Raw genomic sequence first — 18,896 nt, forward strand, 5'->3', positions numbered from 1 at the left:
TTTAAAACTTTACTTAAAAGTTACGCAAAGTAAAAGAGTTTGTTAGATTAAACTTAAGAATGTTAAATTATTCTTTATAACCAAACCTTCTTAATTGTTTATCGTTTGAACGCCAGTTTTTATTCACCTTAACATAAAGATCTAAGAAAATCTTTTTATCAAAGAAGTGTTGTAAGCTTTTTCGAGCTTCTGTGCCAACACGTTTAATTGCTGTTCCTCTATGACCAATAATAATTCCTTTCTGAGTTTCTCTTTCTACCATAATAACAGCTCTAATTTTTATGATATTAGGTTCTTCGACAAAACTCTCAGTCTCTACTTCTACGGCATAAGGAATTTCTTTCTTGTAATGTTGTAAGATTTTTTCTCGAATAGTTTCGTTTACGAAAAAACGTTCAGGTTTATCTGTTAATTGATCTTTTGGATAAAAAGGAGGAGAGTCTGGTAATAACTCAATGATTTTATAAAAAACAGTTTCTACATTAAATTTCTCTAAAGCAGAAATTACGTATACAAATGAGTTTGGAACTTTCTTTTTCCAATATTCTATTTTTTCTTCAACTTGTTCCTGACTAGAAGTATCAATTTTATTCAATAATAAAATTACTGGAATTTTACTATTGATAATTTTATTGAAGAAGGCTTCGTTTTTTAATTCCTTTTCACCAACTTCAACCATATAAATTAATACATCGGCATCATCAAAAGCGGCCTTAACGAAATCCATCATGGAATCTTGCAATTCATATGCTGGTTTTATAATTCCAGGAGTATCAGAAAAAACGATCTGATAATCTTCTCCATTTACAATTCCTAAGATACGGTGTCTTGTAGTTTGAGCTTTAGATGTGATAATAGATAACTTTTCACCAACTAAAGCATTCATTAAGGTTGATTTTCCAACATTAGGGTTTCCAATAATGTTTACAAATCCTGCTTTATGTGTCATAGCCGCAAAGGTAAGTGTTTTTTACAGTGTTGATTATAAAATACTCTTATAGTTTTTTGAAAAAAGTTAAAATAAATTTGGTAAAGTGCTTTAAAAGTCTGTATATTTGCCGTCCAATATCGCGGGATAGAGCAGTAGGCAGCTCGTCGGGCTCATAACCCGAAGGTCACAGGTTCGAGTCCTGTTCCCGCTACTAAATTGAAAGCTTCACATTTTGTGAAGCTTTTTTGTTTTTGATAGTTTTAATAATTGATTGTCTTTATTTTTCCGATAGCAAAAAGAGAAATGTATTAACTTCGGTAACTATGAAATTAAAGAAAGAAACTGTTATTTGGTTTTTTGGATTATCTGGTTCTGGCAAAACAACGCTAGCAGATACTCTTAATGAACAGCTTTTAAAAAAAGGTTTTCAAACCAGAAAGTTAGATGGAGATGTGTTGCGTAAAGGATTGAATGTAGACTTAGGTTTTGAAGAAGAAGATCGAAAAGAAAATATTAGAAGGGCAGCTGAGGTTGCCAAGTTATTTTCTAAAACAGGTATAGTTACCATAGCTTCATTTATAACTCCCAAAGAAGAATTAAGAGCTTTAGTTAAAGAAATAATAGGGAAAGAAAATGTAATAGATATTTATGTTGATTGTTCTATTGAAACCTGTATTAAAAGAGATGTAAAAGGATTGTATAAAAAAGCTTTGAATAAAGAAATTCTAAACTTTACTGGTATTGACTCTGTTTTTGAATCTTCAAAAAATCATTGTTTTACAGTTAATACAGAAGAAGAAAGTGTAGTACAAAGTGTAAACTCAATAGTTTCGTTTTTAGAATGTTGAAGATTATTCTAGAAGTAAGGCACAATGCTCGTATGTAGTTAAATTTCGATCGTTTGTAATATTTAATAGCATATCTCCAAAAGCATTTATTTCTAAAACATAAACATTTTTCTTTGGTGTTAAAAGTACGTCTACTCCAGCATAAAATAGTTTCGGATAACAACTCATGGCCTTTTCAGCAATTGATTTTATTTTTTCAATTGTTTCAGAATCTAAATCTAGTTTTTCTAATTGTAATTTTTCGTTGCCTAAATGTAAGTTTGTTATGGTGTGTTTACTTCCGCGAGGAACAATAAATTCAGCTTTACCGTTTATTACCACAACTCTAAAATCAATATTTAAGTTTTCGTGTTTATATTTTGGTAACCATAATTCTACTTGTAAAGAATCAAATGGAATTTTAGACCAAATACTATCAATACTACTTTCAGTATTGTAATGTCTAAGTTTTAAACTATTGAATAATACTCCATCTTTTACAGTAATTGTAGTGTATAAATGTAATTTTTTTTCATTTCTATATCTAAAAGCCATTACACCAGAAGCAGAAGAACCAGCTTTAGGTTTTAAAAATACTTGATGAATCTGTTTTTGTAACATCTTTTCTTTTAAATCGGAATATGAATTACAGTGCAATGATGTTGGAACTGATATTCCTTTATTGTGAAGATGTTTTATGGTTTCTGATTTATTAAATACGGCTAGTATTTCTAATGGATCATTGATAAATGAAATCGAATAATCGTTCTCTAAATTCTTTATTTTTTGAAGTAAAATATTCCAGCCTTTATACCATAAATCAAAGCTTGAAACTTGACCAAAGTTGAAAATAGTATTCTTAATTGTTTCTTTTTCAGATTCATTCTTACAGCCTAAAAGAAGAATTTCTTTATAGGTTTCGGTATCTTCTCCGGCTGATTCTAAGCGTATCTGATAAGAAATATCTTTAGAAAGTAAGAAATCCTTATGTATAATATCTATATAAGAAATGCAAATCAGCTCTTTTTGTAGAGCTGATTTCCAAAACTGTATTCGCCTTGAGTTTTTAGGCGCTATAATGATGTGTTTTTTCAAAAACTTGAATTATTATTCCCCGACTTCAACATAATACCAATCTTCTTCAACAGCTTCTTCGTAGTAATCTGAATACTCAAAGCTTCCTTTAGTACCAAATCGTTTACGAAGTGCTTTTGTTTGTTCTTCACTCATATAGTGAAAATCACAATTGATTTTTTCTAACTGATCTAAAGCTTCATTTCTTAATAAAGATTTACCACCTTCTTCTCTTAATACTCCCATAGAAATATCTAAGGTTTTAATTCTGCTTAAAATTTCATGGTTTTCAAGAACAGCAACAATTTCGTCTTGAATTTCAGCATTCATAAGTCCTAAATGCTGTAAGTTTGGAAAAGGGTTGTCAGCAAGTAGTTTTTTCACCGTTTCTTTTGTTACTGTTGCTCCATAATCTGATGTTCCAAACCAAATTTCTAATTCTTCTAAACTCGTTAGTGAGTTTTTAGATTTAGCGATATCTTCAATAAGTTCATTATCTAATCCACCTGATTCAATAGTTAATGTTTTTAAGTTTGGTAAGTTAAAAGTTCCGAAAGTTAAGTTATTTCCACCACGAACTTTTAAGCTTTCAATATGACTATAAGCTTTAAGGAAATTTTCAAAACTAGATTGTTGTATCCAAGATATTTCATTTTCTTCAGATTCAATATCTCCAATATAGAAGTGTTTTACATTAGAGAAATGATCTTTGTTTTCTACGAAAAAGTTTAAAATGTGACTGCTACTTTTATCATATCCTTCTTCCCACATTCCTATAACAATTTCTTCAACTTTATCGCTGTTTTCTTGTGCTTTAAAGTTGTTTAAAAACTCTAAAATCTCAGGATCATTATCATATTCATAAGAAATAAATTTATAAGCAAGAGTTGGATCTACTTCACTATTTAGTGTGTAGGTTACAACTTTCCTAGAAGGTGAACTTATCGCTTTATATCCTTTTTTTTCTTTTGAAGCTATAAGCTTATTTGCATCTTTTAAAGCTTCTTCCTCAGAATTAAAAGTTTTATCTTTTTGCACACCTTGTGTACCAATTTTCCCATAAGTTACCGAATGGGTGTTACCTTCAACTAGTATTTTCCAAAATTTTTGAGAACTACCGTCTTTATACTCTAAATATTTTTCCATAGATTATGATTTTATAATTCGGGTTAATAATTCGTTTCCGTAGATTTCTTTTAAGTTTAATGTATCAAGATTCATATAACCAATATAACAACCACATGTGTTATTCGGGCAAGTTGTTTTTTGGGTTAAATCTTTTAAATTGTTTGTGTAAATATTGCCTAATTTCTTTTTTACAAAATGACAAGGATATACATCTCCTTCTCCTGTAATTGAAAAGCTAGAATAGCCAGCTTGACATGATTTATGTAATGAATCGTGATATGTATTATTGATGTTAAAGTATGGATCGATCATTCCTAGCCAAGCTTTTTCACTTTCTGAATAATAATCTGTTTCTCGTTTGTAAGCGTTAATCCAAATATATCTTTCTGTAAGTGTCGATTTCAATTTTTCTATAGCTTCATAATGAGCTTTCATTCCTACAACTCCAACACTAAATTGTATATCATTAGCTATTAAATATTGACATTTTTCAATGAATTTTTCAAAACTTACTTCATCAGGATGATATGTTACCCAAAGTCTAAATGTATCGGGGTTTACGTCTTTTATCCAATCAAGTTGGCAAGATAAGTTGGTTTGAATAGAGATTAATTTTACCTGTTCCATATGACTCAAACGAATCATTGCTTTTTGGTAATACGATCGAATTAAACCTTCTCCCCAAGGGGTTAATAAAATTCGTAGATTTTCTTTTCTTTCTTCAGCCCAGTCTACAAACTTATTGAGGCATTTTTTATCGTATGCTAATTCTTCACGAGTATTTTTCTTTTTTGCAAACGGACAATAGTGGCAATCGTAATTACAACTATCTAAACTTCCTCTGTAAAGTATGTTCCAGTTTACTTCCATTCAAAATTTTGCATTAGTTGTTTACTATTTTCTGAATATAAAGCCGGACCAATAACATCTTCATAACACATTCCTTCTTGATTTAAGCTGTAAATTTCAGGATGCGTTTCAGTTAGCCAATTTCTTTCAACCAGTTCATTCAAAAGTTCAAATTCGTTGAATGGATTTACATTAAAAATATCTTTGTAAAGTTTAGTGTTTAAATCTCCTCCATCAGTTAAAGATTTTATTAAAAATCGTCTTTTCTGTTCTTCTGTATTTAAAGCGACACCATAATTTATGCTTTTAAAATCTTTAGTGTCTATATAATCATTAATGATTGTTTTTATTTCTTTACGATTTACAGCGTAATCAGTACTGTAATGTAAGTTTTTAGTATAAGAACGTGCGCCAGCTCCAACACCGATCATATGATCTGTAATTGAAGAATAATTAGCTTCAGGGCGACAATCAAATGCTTCTTTTCTTCGGAAACATCGCATACTTGTCTGAACATAACCATTGTTCAGTAAAAAATCTCGACCAGTAATATAGAGTTGAAATTGATGTTGACTTTGTTTCTGATTTTTGATTCCAAGTCCAGTTAATTTTCTGATGTATAAAGGATACAGGAAAATCTCTGTGGGTTGATATGTAATTGTTTTTTCTAAAGAATATAAAAACGAGGATTGAGTTTGATTATGTGCTCCATAAATCAAATCTAAATTGAACTCTTCGACATTAGATTGAGCAATGTTTTCAACAGCTGATAATGTTGTAGCTATTGTTTGAGGTCTTCCTAATGCTTTCATTTCATCTTGTATCCAAGATTGAATTCCCATACTTAAACGAGCTATTTTATATTCTTTAATGAGCTCTATTTTTTCTGTGTTTATTGTTTTAGGTGAAGCTTCAATAGAACCAAAAAACTGTTGTGGATGTACACCAAAGTCAACAATACTTTTAAATAAAGATTCAAGTTCATCAACAGTTAAAAACGTTGGAGTTCCACCACCAATAGCAAAATTTTTCAGTTGTAAATTAGGAATTACTTCTGAAATCTGCTGCAATTGTAATTGCACAGTTTCTATATATTTTGAAACTCGTTCTTTTGGATTTGAAATTGTAAAAAGATTACAAAAACCACAACGCATTTCACAAAACGGAATATGAACATAGAAAAAAGCAGCGTTTTGTTCTTGCCATACATCTTTTAAGTCAATCGGAGTTAATTCTCGGTAAGTAGACTTATGCGGATACGAATATGTATATCCTTGATATGGTTGTGATATGTCTAAACGATTCGAAACTAACATTTGCTAAGGTATTGTAAATACGGAACTGTCATTACAGTTTCGTGGGCGTTTCTATGTCCCCAATGATCATGTTCGCCATAAGCTGTTCCATGATCACTACACACTATAATCAATTTATTAGTATTTCTTTCTATTAAAGCTTGCTGTAATATTGGTAATTGAGAATCTACATATTGTAAAGCAGCAGCGTGAGTTTCTATATCATCTTTTTCCTTACCGTCTACATAAAAATGAGTAGGTTGATGTGTTGCAGATATATTTATGAACAAACACAAAGGATCTCTGTTTTGTAAATATTTTTCAGCTGTTTTAAATTGAAAATATGTAGAGTTTTTTTCAGTAACTCCAAGTTGATTTGTCCATTCACTGTGCTGAAACATTCCTGGTAAAACATTTCCAATTGCATTTTTTTTATTGAAAAAACCTACACCTCCGATACAAACAGTTTCATATCCTTTATTCGCTAAAGCTTCAATGAAATTTGATTCTTTAAAAACAAATGTATTTTGATTTGTAGATTCACTTCCTTCAAAACTACTAGTAAAAAGTCTAGGAGTAATTTGCTGACCAATTTTTGTTGGTAAAAAACCAGAAAAAAAAGCTAAATGTGCAGGATAAGTAAAACTAGCAGGAGTATATCTTTTTTCCCAACCAGAATTAGGTAACCACTTAGAAAAGTTAGGAAGTTTATTTTTTAGAAACAATTCTTGACTAACATCGTATCGCAATGAATCTAACGTAATGAAGATAATATCGTAATCCGGTATTAAATTATTAAGGTTCATGAGCTGAAGAGCAATTTATTTTCTCGAAGATACGGTATTAAATCTTTTAATGCACAAATTTTATTGTCATGAATCAAAGTGCTGTTGTGAGATAACCATATGCTCTTCCAACCCAATTTTTTAGGAACCAAAAAATCTTGGTTATAATGATCACCAATCATCATGATTTCACTTGAAAGGCAATTTAAGTCATTTTGTATGTGTTTGTAAAAATTCGGGTTTGGCTTTTTACAACCAATATGTTCTGAAATATACACATGATCTACATATGGTAAGATTCCCGTAGCTTTTAATTTATTAGTTTGATTTTGAATTCCTCCGTTGGTTCCAATAACTATTTTACACTGCTCTTTTAAACGTTTCAGAATAATTAAGGTTTCTTGATTTTTAGAAATGTATTGATGCAATTCGTTTGCACATTTTTCAATTAATTCATCAGAAGAAATTGACAACTCATATTTTTGAATTAACCAGTTGTAAAAATGATGCCGAGATGTATATCCCCAATTATCGTAATATAAAATTAAAGATTTATCTACGGTTTTACATTTATACAAGACGTTGTTCTGTAACCATAACCAATACGCTTTATTTCTGTCAATTAATGTGTTATCTAAGTCAAAAATTAAAATCATAGTTAGGCGAGTAGTGTAAGTGCACTAGTAAAATCGTATTTAATCTAGTTATTTTTGAAATAAAGTTAGTTTTTATTTGGATAACACCAAGAAAAAGCTGTATTTTTGCCGTCCAATATCGCGGGATAGAGCAGTAGGCAGCTCGTCGGGCTCATAACCCGAAGGTCACAGGTTCGAGTCCTGTTCCCGCTACTAGCATAGCTCATTGATAAGCAGGTTTTTAAAACCTTTTTCAATGAGCTTTTTTTTTGATATCTTACAAACCGCATACGCTAGCGCATACAAAGACGGTTTGAAGAAAAAATATAACACACCAAAAATATATCATGGAGGAAAGACTTTTGATCTTTCTAAAAGATGGTATGTGTATTATTCTTACGCGCATCCACAACTTAAAAATAAAGATGGTAGTCCAGTAATGGTTCGACAACCTCCTTTGACCATGAGTATCAATAGAGATTATAAAACCAAAGAAGAAAGGTTATATCATCTCGGTGTACTTAGAGAAGTAGTTTTAGAGTTGCTTAAAGATGGTTACTCTCCTTATAAAAATAATTTTCAGCTTACTAGCGAATCTTTACAATACACGGCAAACGATGCTTTGGATTATGCTTTAGATTTAAAAAATAGTACGCTTTCTGATACATCGAAAGCTGATTATAAAAGCAGGTGTAATCAATTCAAAAAGTATTTAGAGCAAAATCATCTTGCTGATCAAAGTATATTAAGTGTAACTAGGCAAGTAGTTAATACATATCTTGAAAGTATCGTAAAGAAAAGCAGTGCTAGAAATAGAAATAACACACGTATTGTTTTGAGTGCTTTATTTGGAGAATTAGTGGATAGCCAAGTTATTCCAAAGAATGTAGTAGAAAGCATTAAGGTTCTTGATACTAAATCCGCCAGTCATAATACCTATCCTTTAGAAGTTTTAGAAGGGCTTTTTACCTATATGAAAGAAAATGATCCTCTACTACTATTGTTTGTGAAATTTGTGTCTTATAATTTTTTACGTCCAATTGAGGTTTGTCGTTTAAAACTTAAAGATATAGTGCTATCACAAAAACTTTTGATGGTCCAAACCAAGAATAAAAAGAAAGGAAGAAAGACGAAAATAATACCCAATATTGTTATAGACGAAATCAAGAGTTTTGACTTTTCTACACAAGAATATTTTTTATTTACACCAACTGGTATTGGCGCATGGGAGGCTAAAGAAACCAGTAGAAGAGATTATTTTACGACAAGATTCCGAAAGGTGAAAAAACGCTATAATGAACACCTAAAAAAAGAAGGTAAATCAATTCAATTAGGTAGTGAATATACAGTGTATTCTTTTAGGCATACTTTTATAACGTTGTTATTTAGGAAATTGAGAAAAGAGTTTAGTTATACTGAAACTTGTGATCAACTAATGTTAATTACAGGGCATTCTACATTAAAAGCACTTAAAGAATATTTAAAAGATATTGATGCTGAACTTCCAGAAGATTATAGCGGGTTGTTGGTGATTTAAAACGGATTTGTACTTTATTTTTTATTGAGATATAAATTGCCTCTTGAAAGAATAAGACTTCTATAGTGGTTCTTTAACCTTTGTTTTTTACTCATAGGAGTGGGTTTATGATAATGAGATAATTTATCCTTCTTCTGCTTAAGAATAATTTCTAGATCATTTACTGATAAACCATCCAATAGAGCATGTAATATTTTATCATTAGTAAGGCTCACTATTTTTCACTATTGTCTTATTGTTACAATGAAAATAGATCGAAAAAAAAACCTGTCAATTAAAAGGTTTCTTTTTGGCTATGATCTGCACCTTGTGTCATTTATTGGCGTGATTTATAAGAACTGTAAAGTAGAGTAGAACGCTAGTATGAAAATTGGTTTAAATTTACTTTTTTAGTAATTGACTGTAATTTCGTGTATTTAAAAACTGACCGAATGCAAAAAAGGCTTCATCTAATTTCTTTAAATCGTTAATATTTTGAGATTCTATAAATGGTAGGTATGTGTTAAAATAGAATTTTTCTTTTGCTTTATCAGTTATTGATGAGTTTGAAATATTAGTCCAATCTTCATTATTTATATACAAGAATGCTCTATGTATATGTTGGTCGTAAATAGGAAATTTTGTTGGTTTTATGGTATGTAATAAAAATATTTTCCAAACTGCTGAAACTTCTTTAAACTCTTTTTGAAAATCTTCTAAATTTAAATTTTCACTTTTTTTAAAGGCATTAATAATGGTAAGTTTAGAAGTTATTTTAGTGTCTAACGATTTTTGCTTTAGCACACTTAATTTCATACCGTTCTTCCATTTGTATAAATTTTGAATATCGGTCTTTGTAAATGTTACCTTTGCTATTGATTTATTGTAAATAGCTTCGTTTGAATACGAATAGAGCTTTGACCAAGAATTTATAAAGTCATTTAGGTCGTTTGCACTACTATTATTTAATATGACTAATTTCAATTTTTATAAAGCATCAATCAATGATTGTATTGTAGTATTTTTACGATTATGAGTAGTATTATTTTCAATGTTTATTGATGGAATACCTAAAGTAGCACAAGTTTCTTCGGCTATTAAATGTATTGATTCTTTTTCAATATTAATATTCTTTGTTTCTCTGCCATTATCATTTATATAAGTGATATTTGCCCTACAAAAATTAGATAGTCTTTTAACACCATTACTCTCCAAAACCATTAATCTATCTTTAATTTTAATTCCTAAAATATAAATAGCACCATCATTCTTTGTAAATGATATTTTAAATGTGGTATTTGGTTTTGCTATTTGGGTATCTCGTTTAATCAGTTCAAGTTTTTTTAGAACTTCTAAAACTTTAACCAATTCAGTCTTATAAATAGGCGATTCAATATCATTATGAGCTAATGAATTTAATATAACATTTTTATAGGTTTTTAAGTCTTTAAAATCTGTATAATTTAGACCTTCCTTTGCACAAAACCATTCCAAATGACCTATTTTATCATTCAAATTTTGAGATTTAGTTTCGTAAACACCGTCATTATTTTTTAATATGGTATACTTCTTTTGGTCTGGATATAAGTTATCTAAAACCTCTTCACAATACGTTCGTAAATATATACCTGCTGCTGGATAATCGTGTTTATCTATAAAGTATTCTGCTTTTTTAAGCTTATTTGGATGAGTATAAATAACAGGACTTTCGATACTTGCTGAAGAATCAACATACATTTCCTTATATAGCCAATTATCTTTTAAACCTGCGTTTCTAATTTTATCTTTCAAATAAAAAAACAAACTCCTATCGTGCGTTAGAAAAAGTAACTGATAATCATTTGTGAATTTATTAACTGGGTCTAATAAAAAATCAATCAGTCTATCTCTGTTATTCATATCTAAACTTATCATCACGTCATCAAAAACAATAAATTTTAGAATATCTCCAGCTTGTGTATTTATACGTCTTCTTAAAATAGTTAAACGAATAGCAATAGCTATCGCTGTAATTTTAGCTTCATTTAAAAATGATTGAGGTCTGTTTATAGTGATTGGTGTACCTAGATAAGAAGTAATAATAAATTCAAGCTTAAATGGTGTAAAATGAAAATTCACATCTGCTTTATGGTATTCCAATTCGTGATAGTGCAGTTGAAAATCAATGTCGTAATCCAACTTTTTAAGCATTAAAGGTGCATTAACATTAATAAAGTCAATCAAATCTTTCATTTGCTCATTGAAGTGAGTAGCAAAAGCATTGAAAGCTTTATTTTCAGGACTACTTTTATATACTTGAATTGTTTTGTTTTTCGCATTTACTGTTGTTCCTGGACCTTTTTTAATTTCCTCGAACATTTCAGATGCGTTAGTGAAAGATTTTGTTACTCCATTTCTAATCAAATCTTTACTTGGAAAATTAATATACGGTAGGATATAACCAATAAATATATCTGCCAAATCCATTTTTTCTCCATTCCAAAAGTCCTGAAATTTGTATAATACTTTATAGCTTATAAAATCTGATGCCTGATTGACTTCTCTTGCAACGGTATCATTTTTAATAGCAGTATCTAACAAAGAAACATTATACTCTAAAGGAGGGTTGTGTTTAGTTATAACTTTGATGAATGAATTATAATGCTCTGGAATAGTTGGTGTTGCAGGAATGCTTGATGCGTGTATATTAACCAAAGACTGCTCGTGTTGAGAATGATGTTTAAAATACTTTTCTATATCTGATACATCTTTTTTTAATGATGCTTCAAAAAGTGTATATAAAGCCCAATATATAGAGCTTTTACCACTACCATTCTCGCCATAAAGTAAAAGATGCTTCCCATCTATTTTAATTGGCTCTTGCTCATTAAAAAATTTGAAATTATGTATTTGTAAAGTATCTATTCTACTCATTAGTTAACCGATTTTATAATAACAGCTAACGTATCTTTACTACGTGTTTCTATTAATAATATTCTTTGACGCACCTCATTTTCTGGCTTTTGATACCACAAATAAAAATCCTTTATAATTTCTGCTTTTTCATTATAATCATTAACATTTCCAATAGGTTTAGGATTCACGAATTGCAATACGTCTAAACCTTTTTCTTTCATATGGTTTTCAAAATACAATTCGTATATCATCATATCTATTACATCTTCTATATGAGAAGCTATCCTTTCATTTTCAGTATGACTTAAAATACTTTTATTCTCTGGATTGTAGAGATAGATAAGATAATCCGTTAATGCTTTAAAAGTATTAATACTTCTAGGCTGAATAATAGGAATATTAACTAAAGGTTCTTTATCTATCTGATAATTACTTCCCTGCATTTTACCTTTGTATCTCAGCCAGAAGGCTATTAACTTTGAGTTGAATAGAGCTGTTAGGTATTTTAAATCAAATCTTTCAGTTTTGATAACCATAAAAGTTCTATTGACAAAAGCATCGAAATCACAATATGTAAACTTTGGAGAATTCGGAGATTTACGAAGCGAAAAAATTTTCTCTCCTAAAAAAATCTTTTCATTTCTAGCTCTATGTAAGCCATAAGGTTTGTTTACTGATGTAAGAACAGGTTTGAATTTATCTAAGTGCCTTTTGATATTTGGGAATCTTTCAATTTTCTTCTCATTTTTGAATTTAGAACTAGTATAGATTATCCAATTAGAGTTAGCTTCATTACCATAATAAATACCCAACTCTTTTGTGGTATAGAATGGTCTTATCAATTCTAATTCAGTATTATTTAGTCCCAGTAAATCTAGCTCTTGATTTGTTAGACAAAAAATACCATCCCCTACATTAGCATCCTTAATTTTGGACAAATGTTTTTTGGATACATAATCTTGCAAAACATCAATTCCCGAAGAGACTTCTTGACTATTAATGAAATTTAAATTATTGTCTAGTATACTTTGTAAGACTGATTCAACTTTTGGATTATTAAAAGTAATTAGTGAATTATAGTAATTACTGTTATTGAAGTTTATAATATATTTTTCATCAATCCCTAAGTTATTTTCAAAATTTAAGAAATTTACTAATTCATTTTCTTTGATCCCATTATCTTTCAATAATGAATATTTCAAAGAATATGGATTTTGGGAAGTTTCTTTTTTCAACAAATAAATCATTGTCTGTATTCCCGCTGATTTAAACACTTTATAATTCCAAAAGTCAGTGAATACTTTTATTTTAGTTTCCTTTAAAATCTTATTCCTGAATATTGACGCACCATCACTTGTAACCCAATTATTTTGAGCTATAAAACATTGTATTCCCTTTCTTTTTAATAAATCCAATCCGACAGACGCAAAACCATACCACAAGTCCATTTTTCCTTGATAATAGTTCGAATTTCTGAATCCATCAAAAGCTGATTTTTTAGTTGCTTCCTTTATGTATGGCGGATTACCAATTACAATATCAAAGCCTCTTAGATTTTCATTTCCATTAATAATTGGATTTAATATTTCAGGAAAATCTAAGCGCCAATCAAAATGATTAAATGGCTTATTATTCGATTTTAGAGTATTTATTTTTTGTAAGGTACGTTTCCAACCTTCAGTTTCTAACCACTTTTCGGTTTCCTTTTTAGTCAGTTTTTTGCCTGCTTGTTTTTGATATCCTTTGGTTTCAATCATTAAAGTTAATTGTTTTGAAAGGATATCTAATTTTAAATCTCTTATTTCCTTTTTTAAGCTTGTTTTTAAATTTACATCAGCAGTAAAAAACTGTTTTTGTTTTTCAGAAATCGTTTTTAGTAACGCTGTTTTTTCATTAATTAATTCTTGAGCAAAAAAACCTGCTTTAGTATCATCGGTACTCCAGTCTATTTCAATAATTTCATCCTCAAACTTACCTACTAAAGAATTACCCACTACGATTTTATAGACTAAATTAGGTAATGGTTTTGGTTCATCCTCATCTACAATAAGACTTAACCAAAAACGTAATTGAGCAATATCTACCGCTCCTTTTTCAATATCAACACCATAGATAGAGTTTTGTATAATATTTTCTTTAACCGTTGCTGGGCTCCAAACTTTAAAGCCTAAATCAAATGCAATACGTTCTTTTAAAGCAAAAATTTCGTGTAATAACCCCATAGGAAACGCACCAGAGCCAATAGCAGGGTCGCAAATTTTAACATCATCTAAACACCTATCTATTTTTTTTAATTGTGTATCTGTTAAGGCTTCCTTATTTTTTTGCTTTACAAACTGTGTAATACCATTTTTAGCATCATCGCCTATATGTGTTACCAAATATTCTATTAAGGATTCTTGTGTCATATACTGCACAATTTCCTTTGGCGTATAAAATGCTCCTTTATCTTTGTTGTCTTCTAATAAGTTTTCAAAAATATGCCCTAACATTTCTGGGTCAACCGCAATAGTGTGTTCTTCTGGGCTATTTTCGTAAATCGTAAAATTAAAGCGATTAAAAAATTCAAATAAATCTGTAAATAATTCATTTGGAAACACTAAATGGTCAAATTTTTTAGATTCTTTTTCAAATAACCCTCCATTTAAATATGGAATTTTAACGATAGATCCGTCAGGCATTTTAAAATCGTCGTGGTCTCTTTTTTTATTTAAGGTATCATAAAATAATTTAGAAAGCCATAGTGGATAAAAATTATCATTTTCTCCTGCTTGTTTATAAAAATTTTGGATAAAATTCTTGTCACCGTTTCCTTCTTTATAATTTGTATTAGTTGCTCCTAACCAACCTTTCTTTTGAATAAAATATAAGAATACAATTTGTCCTAGCAGCTTTTTACAAAAATCTCTTGCATCTTTTTTATCACCATTAAAAACTGAAGCTAAAAAAGGCGATGGATTTTGGACTTCTACTAATTGAAATTTACCCCCTTTCTTTTGAAACTCTTCGCCAGTTAAAAACTTTACAAACTTAGCATAGTGTGTTTCTCTGTACTCATCAAAAAATTCTTTAGACATTGCCTCAACTGCAAAGGCATCTTGTATATCTTTTACCTTTATTTGAAACTTGCTGTCTAGTTCTTTAAATCGGTCTATGGCAGTTCTATACGTTTCATCAGTATCACCAAAAACATAGGTATAACGTTTAGGATTTGTTTCTTTAGTTTGTACTTGTCCTTCTTCAAAAAAACTATCGTATGCAATGAATGAAAATCGCCAATGTTTATTACTAACATCTTCATATTTAAAGGTTGCAAATACGGCATTGTTACCAATAATTAACTTTTTAACCAAAGCTCCTAATCCTACACGAGCAATCTTTACTTGTCTAAAATCTTCAACGGTAACTTCATAGAGTTCTATTTTACGATTATCGTGTGTTTTAAATTCGCCATATTTAACTACTTTTTTAGCAGTTCGTTTTTCGGTATCAGTTAATTCAACTTCCTGCTCTCCATCTTCGTCATACAACACAAAATCTTTAACCGAATTAAGAAAAATAGGTTTTAGCACGTTATCTTCAAACGAAGTTCGATTATAATCTGAAGTAAATATTTGTGATAGAATACTTTCCATTATTTAGTTTCTATATAAGATTCTGATATTACAATTTGTGGTTTACTAAAAAGTGATGCTCTTTGTTGTTTTATTCTAGCAGTATCACTAAAGTTTAATGTTTTTAAAACATCGTTAAAAAGGTTTTCAATTACTTTCTGTGGGTCATTTTCTGTATTGGACTTAAAAAACTTATTTAACTTGTTTGGCAACTGCCTATGTGAACCTTTATACACTTCATCTAAAGCTCTTTGTAATTGATTTTTTATAAAATCATTTTCTGCTATTCCAATAAAAAATTCTAGTTGTGTAATAACCTTTTTTTCTGTAGCTGATAATTGAGCCTTTGTTACATTTTTGGTTTCAATATTCTTTGCTATTGTTTTAAAATGCTTAAGGGCTTTAGATACTTGTTTATGGTGGTTTTCTGGAAGCTTAACAGCTTTTTCTTTGGTATTAGTCTTAAATATTTTTGCAGCGTTTACAAACGTTAATTCGTGTACTATATCATTTTCATCTGTCTTATAAAAAACTCCAGGATGCCCTTCACTTTTTATATAAGTAATGGATGCGTTATCTACATTAATAAACGAATCTATATTATCTGTTTTACGAGCTAGGCGTGACTTTTTAGGAATGTTTTTTATTTCGTTGAACTTATTGATATTATTCTTTTTAAAGTCTCTTAATTCCTGTAAAAATAACAACGTTTCATTTATCTCTTCTTTTAGTTTAGAACCATATAAACCAGCTTCGCCTACTTCTTCTAATTGCGAATAAATTTGACTATCCTCTCCAAAAGCACTATGGAAAGCTTGAAGTTTTTTAATGGCAGTATTTGTTAGTTTAATTTGGTTGTCTGACTTGTCGGATGGATAAAAATTGAAAACGTGTATTTCATCTGCTTCTGTACCAATACGATTTACACGCCCTATGCGTTGCATTAATCGTGTTGAGTTCCAAGGCACATCATAATTTACAATAACATTAGAACGGTGCAAGTTGATACCCTCTGCTAGTACTTCTGTTGTAAATATGATATTGTAATCATTTTTCCAATCTGATTTATCTTGATTTGCATCAAAATTTTCTATTATTATAGGAAACTTGTCTTTACGGTTATCTGCACTAATGGTAAGTATTTTTTTTAAGCCTATTTCGTTTAGCCTTTGGCTTACATATTCAATAGTTTCTTTAGATTCTGAAAAGACAACTAATTTGCCAGAATGATTGTTTTTTTTGTGTAGAAACTGAGTTTTTAAATCAACAATAAACTTGTCTAATTTTGGGTCATAATTTATTTTATCCCAATCATTTACTAATTGTTCAATTTTCTTTTCGTCAGTTTTTAATAATTCAATAAAATCTTCTTTAAAATCTTCGACACTGTAAATTTGATTATTCCCACCTTTGTCATTTATTTTTTCTTCTAAAGCTTCATCATTCCCCTCATTTAAGTATTTATTAACATCAACATCTGGTGCAACGTAAATTTTATCATTTTCAAACATATTTATCATATGCTTTGTATTTCTATGAAGTCTTGATAACGACTTTTTAAAAGCATAAAAGCTACTCTCTAAACGCTTAACTAATAAGGTTTTCATTATGGCAGACAATCTATTTGAAATTGATGTTACATCTCCATAACGTTTTCTATCCTCCTCATTTAATAAATACTCAATAGCTCTATATCTATAAAAACCTAAACCATCGGCAGGGTTTCTGTTCTCATCCATTGAAGTAAGCATTGTAATTGTAGTATCAAATAATTGACTTAAATTATTATCAAATTCATAACGAACTTCATTCGGTGGATTTATTTTAGGAAATATAATACCTTGTTCAGTAATATCTTTTTTAAAGTCCTCATTATTTTCAATATCTGTTCGACTTCTTCGGATTACTAAAGGTTCAATTACTTTATCTCTAATTTTATCGAAGATAGCTTTTACTTTTTCTATATCTAAAATCTTATCCTTTTTTAACTCGTCGTACTCATCTTTAAGTGGTGTAAAGAATGATTGTAAATCTTTAACACTTGGAAGATTTGCATTTCTCTTATCTTGAAATAAATAGATTTGGTTTTCTATATCGGCAGGATGATTATTTAATGGCGTTGCAGAAAGTAACATTACTTTTTTACGAGTGTCGCCATTCGCTCCTGGTATTCTCCTATCTGTTTTTGTAATGATTTGCAACTTCTCATACATATTTGATGTGTCATTTCTAAATTTATGAGCTTCATCAATTACGATTAAATCAAATTCATTAGGATTTGGATAGTCTAAATATTTATCTTCTAACACCTTATGTAAACTACCTGTAGATACAAACCAAACATTTTTTACAACTTGAAAATCTCGTATTGTTTTTTTCCAGTTATCTTCTAATGCAGGAGGATAAACAATTAAAACTTTTGAATGGTAGCCGTTTTCAAAAACAAATTTCTTTGTAATAATAGATGCAACTATAGTCTTACCTAAACCAACTACATCTGCCAAAAAGAAACCGTTATACTTCATTAGTTTTTCATAACCTTCTATAGCAGCTTCTGATTGATATGTTAATTTCCTGTATTTGTCAGGTAATAATAAATCAATATTCGTTGGATCGTATTCTATTCGTTTTCCAAAATATTCAATAAGTAGTTTTATGTATAGTTCAAAAGGTGTAAACTTATCATTTAAATGAGTCTCTTTTTTTAGACCAGAAATATCTACAGGTAATATATCCACCGATTCATTCCAAAGTAATTCAAATTCCTCTGAAGCAAAACGAATATCATCGTAATCTCTTAATTCTACATTAAATTCATAATTAGATTTTGCACGAGAACCTAATCCAGATTCGGTAAGATTAGATGAGCCTGTTATTACACTTCCTGTAGAATATTCGTTAAAATCTTTGGGTTTGAATATATAAATTTTAGCGTGTAAGTTTTTTTCTGGATGCGCTTTAATTGTAATTTTATTATTTACAATGTCCTGTATAAACTGAATTATCCCATCTTCAATTTCTTTAGAATAATCAGCATCTTGTATATCTTGTTTAAGCCTTTTTATAAACTCATCTTTAGTTTCCTGCGGGTCTATTATATGTTGCTGACCTAGTGAATGGTATTTTTCTAAAATCACATCTACATTTATACCTACCAAAATGCGTATTTCTGGTATATTTTCTAAATATGTTCTTAACTTAAAATAACCTGTAGCTCTAAAATAGCCAACTAAAGCATCGAAATTATATATGTTAGGCAAGTTCTTAAAAACTCCCTCAAACTTTTTTAATAAGCTGTTATTCTCTTTATTGGTAAAAAACTTTGTTGACATTAATTTAATTCACTT

Annotated in this window: 12 protein-coding genes, 2 tRNA genes and 1 pseudogene; 4 read left to right on the top strand and 11 right to left on the bottom strand. The window is 29.5% G+C overall.

Annotated features, from left to right (window positions below):
• Positions 1-67: 67 nt before the first annotated feature.
• Positions 68-958 (bottom strand): annotated as a pseudogene (gene era, locus AQ1685_RS03060) (GTPase Era); the annotation flags it as partial.
• 111 nt (positions 959-1,069) lie between these two features.
• Between era and AQ1685_RS03065 the strand changes: the two are divergent.
• Positions 1,070-1,142: transfer RNA gene (locus AQ1685_RS03065), tRNA-Met, on the top strand.
• A 112-nt stretch (positions 1,143-1,254) separates the two neighbouring features.
• On the top strand, positions 1,255-1,779 hold the full coding sequence (gene cysC, locus AQ1685_RS03070; RefSeq protein WP_095069345.1) for an adenylyl-sulfate kinase: 525 nt from the start codon (positions 1,255-1,257) through the stop codon (positions 1,777-1,779).
• Between the two features lie 3 nt (positions 1,780-1,782).
• Here cysC and AQ1685_RS03075 read toward each other — a convergent pair whose 3' ends face one another.
• The 6 genes from AQ1685_RS03075 to AQ1685_RS03100 are packed head-to-tail and all read right to left on the bottom strand — an operon-like array spanning position 1,783 to position 7,545.
• The gene (locus tag AQ1685_RS03075) at positions 1,783-2,853 is read right to left on the bottom strand and encodes an STM4014 family protein (protein ID WP_095069346.1); all 1,071 of its coding nucleotides are present in this window, start codon (positions 2,851-2,853) and stop codon (positions 1,783-1,785) included.
• A 12-nt stretch (positions 2,854-2,865) separates the two neighbouring features.
• Positions 2,866-3,978 (bottom strand): STM4015 family protein, encoded by a 1,113-nt coding sequence (locus tag AQ1685_RS03080; protein WP_095069348.1) that lies wholly within the window; start codon positions 3,976-3,978, stop codon positions 2,866-2,868.
• 3 nt (positions 3,979-3,981) lie between these two features.
• The gene (locus AQ1685_RS03085; protein ID WP_095069349.1) at positions 3,982-4,830 is read right to left on the bottom strand and encodes an STM4011 family radical SAM protein; all 849 of its coding nucleotides are present in this window, start codon (positions 4,828-4,830) and stop codon (positions 3,982-3,984) included.
• Entirely contained in the window at positions 4,821-6,125 is a 1,305-nt protein-coding gene (locus tag AQ1685_RS03090) for an STM4012 family radical SAM protein (protein ID WP_095069350.1), read from the bottom strand. Before AQ1685_RS03090 ends, AQ1685_RS03085 begins: the two co-directional genes overlap by 10 nt.
• Positions 6,119-6,910 carry an STM4013/SEN3800 family hydrolase gene (locus AQ1685_RS03095; protein ID WP_095069352.1) on the bottom strand — a complete coding sequence of 264 codons (792 nt, stop codon included), beginning with the start codon at positions 6,908-6,910 and terminating at the stop codon, positions 6,119-6,121. The genes AQ1685_RS03090 and AQ1685_RS03095 overlap by 7 nt, the downstream gene beginning before the upstream one ends.
• On the bottom strand, positions 6,907-7,545 hold the full coding sequence (locus AQ1685_RS03100; RefSeq protein WP_095069353.1) for an HAD family hydrolase: 639 nt from the start codon (positions 7,543-7,545) through the stop codon (positions 6,907-6,909). The genes AQ1685_RS03095 and AQ1685_RS03100 overlap by 4 nt, the downstream gene beginning before the upstream one ends.
• A 119-nt stretch (positions 7,546-7,664) precedes the next feature.
• Between AQ1685_RS03100 and AQ1685_RS03105 the strand changes: the two genes are divergently transcribed.
• Together AQ1685_RS03105 and AQ1685_RS03110 are read left to right on the top strand one after the other, a co-directional pair.
• Positions 7,665-7,737 (top strand) — tRNA-Met (locus tag AQ1685_RS03105).
• 43 nt (positions 7,738-7,780) lie between these two features.
• On the top strand, positions 7,781-9,061 hold the full coding sequence (locus tag AQ1685_RS03110) for a tyrosine-type recombinase/integrase (RefSeq protein ID WP_095069354.1): 1,281 nt from the start codon (positions 7,781-7,783) through the stop codon (positions 9,059-9,061).
• Between the two features lie 381 nt (positions 9,062-9,442).
• Here the strand turns inward: AQ1685_RS03110 and AQ1685_RS03115 are convergent, their stop codons facing one another.
• Genes AQ1685_RS03115 through AQ1685_RS03130 form a run of 4 tightly spaced genes read right to left on the bottom strand, consistent with a single transcriptional unit; the run spans position 9,443 to position 18,881 of the window.
• Complete coding sequence (locus AQ1685_RS03115; RefSeq protein ID WP_095069360.1) at positions 9,443-10,024, bottom strand: hypothetical protein; 582 nt, start codon at positions 10,022-10,024, stop codon at positions 9,443-9,445.
• Positions 10,025-10,027: 3 nt separating this feature from the next.
• On the bottom strand, positions 10,028-11,953 hold the full coding sequence (locus AQ1685_RS03120) for an ATP-binding protein (protein ID WP_095069363.1): 1,926 nt from the start codon (positions 11,951-11,953) through the stop codon (positions 10,028-10,030).
• Positions 11,953-15,570: an Eco57I restriction-modification methylase domain-containing protein gene (locus tag AQ1685_RS03125; RefSeq protein WP_095069365.1), complete on the bottom strand. Its 3,618-nt coding sequence runs from the start codon at positions 15,568-15,570 to the stop codon at positions 11,953-11,955. Before AQ1685_RS03125 ends, AQ1685_RS03120 begins: the two co-directional genes overlap by 1 nt.
• Positions 15,570-18,881 carry a helicase-related protein gene (locus AQ1685_RS03130; RefSeq protein ID WP_095069367.1) on the bottom strand — a complete coding sequence of 1,104 codons (3,312 nt, stop codon included), beginning with the start codon at positions 18,879-18,881 and terminating at the stop codon, positions 15,570-15,572. The genes AQ1685_RS03125 and AQ1685_RS03130 overlap by 1 nt, the downstream gene beginning before the upstream one ends.
• Positions 18,882-18,896 lie beyond the last annotated feature (15 nt).

The organism is Tenacibaculum jejuense, assembly GCF_900198195.1.
Taxonomy (GTDB): domain Bacteria; phylum Bacteroidota; class Bacteroidia; order Flavobacteriales; family Flavobacteriaceae; genus Polaribacter; species Polaribacter jejuensis.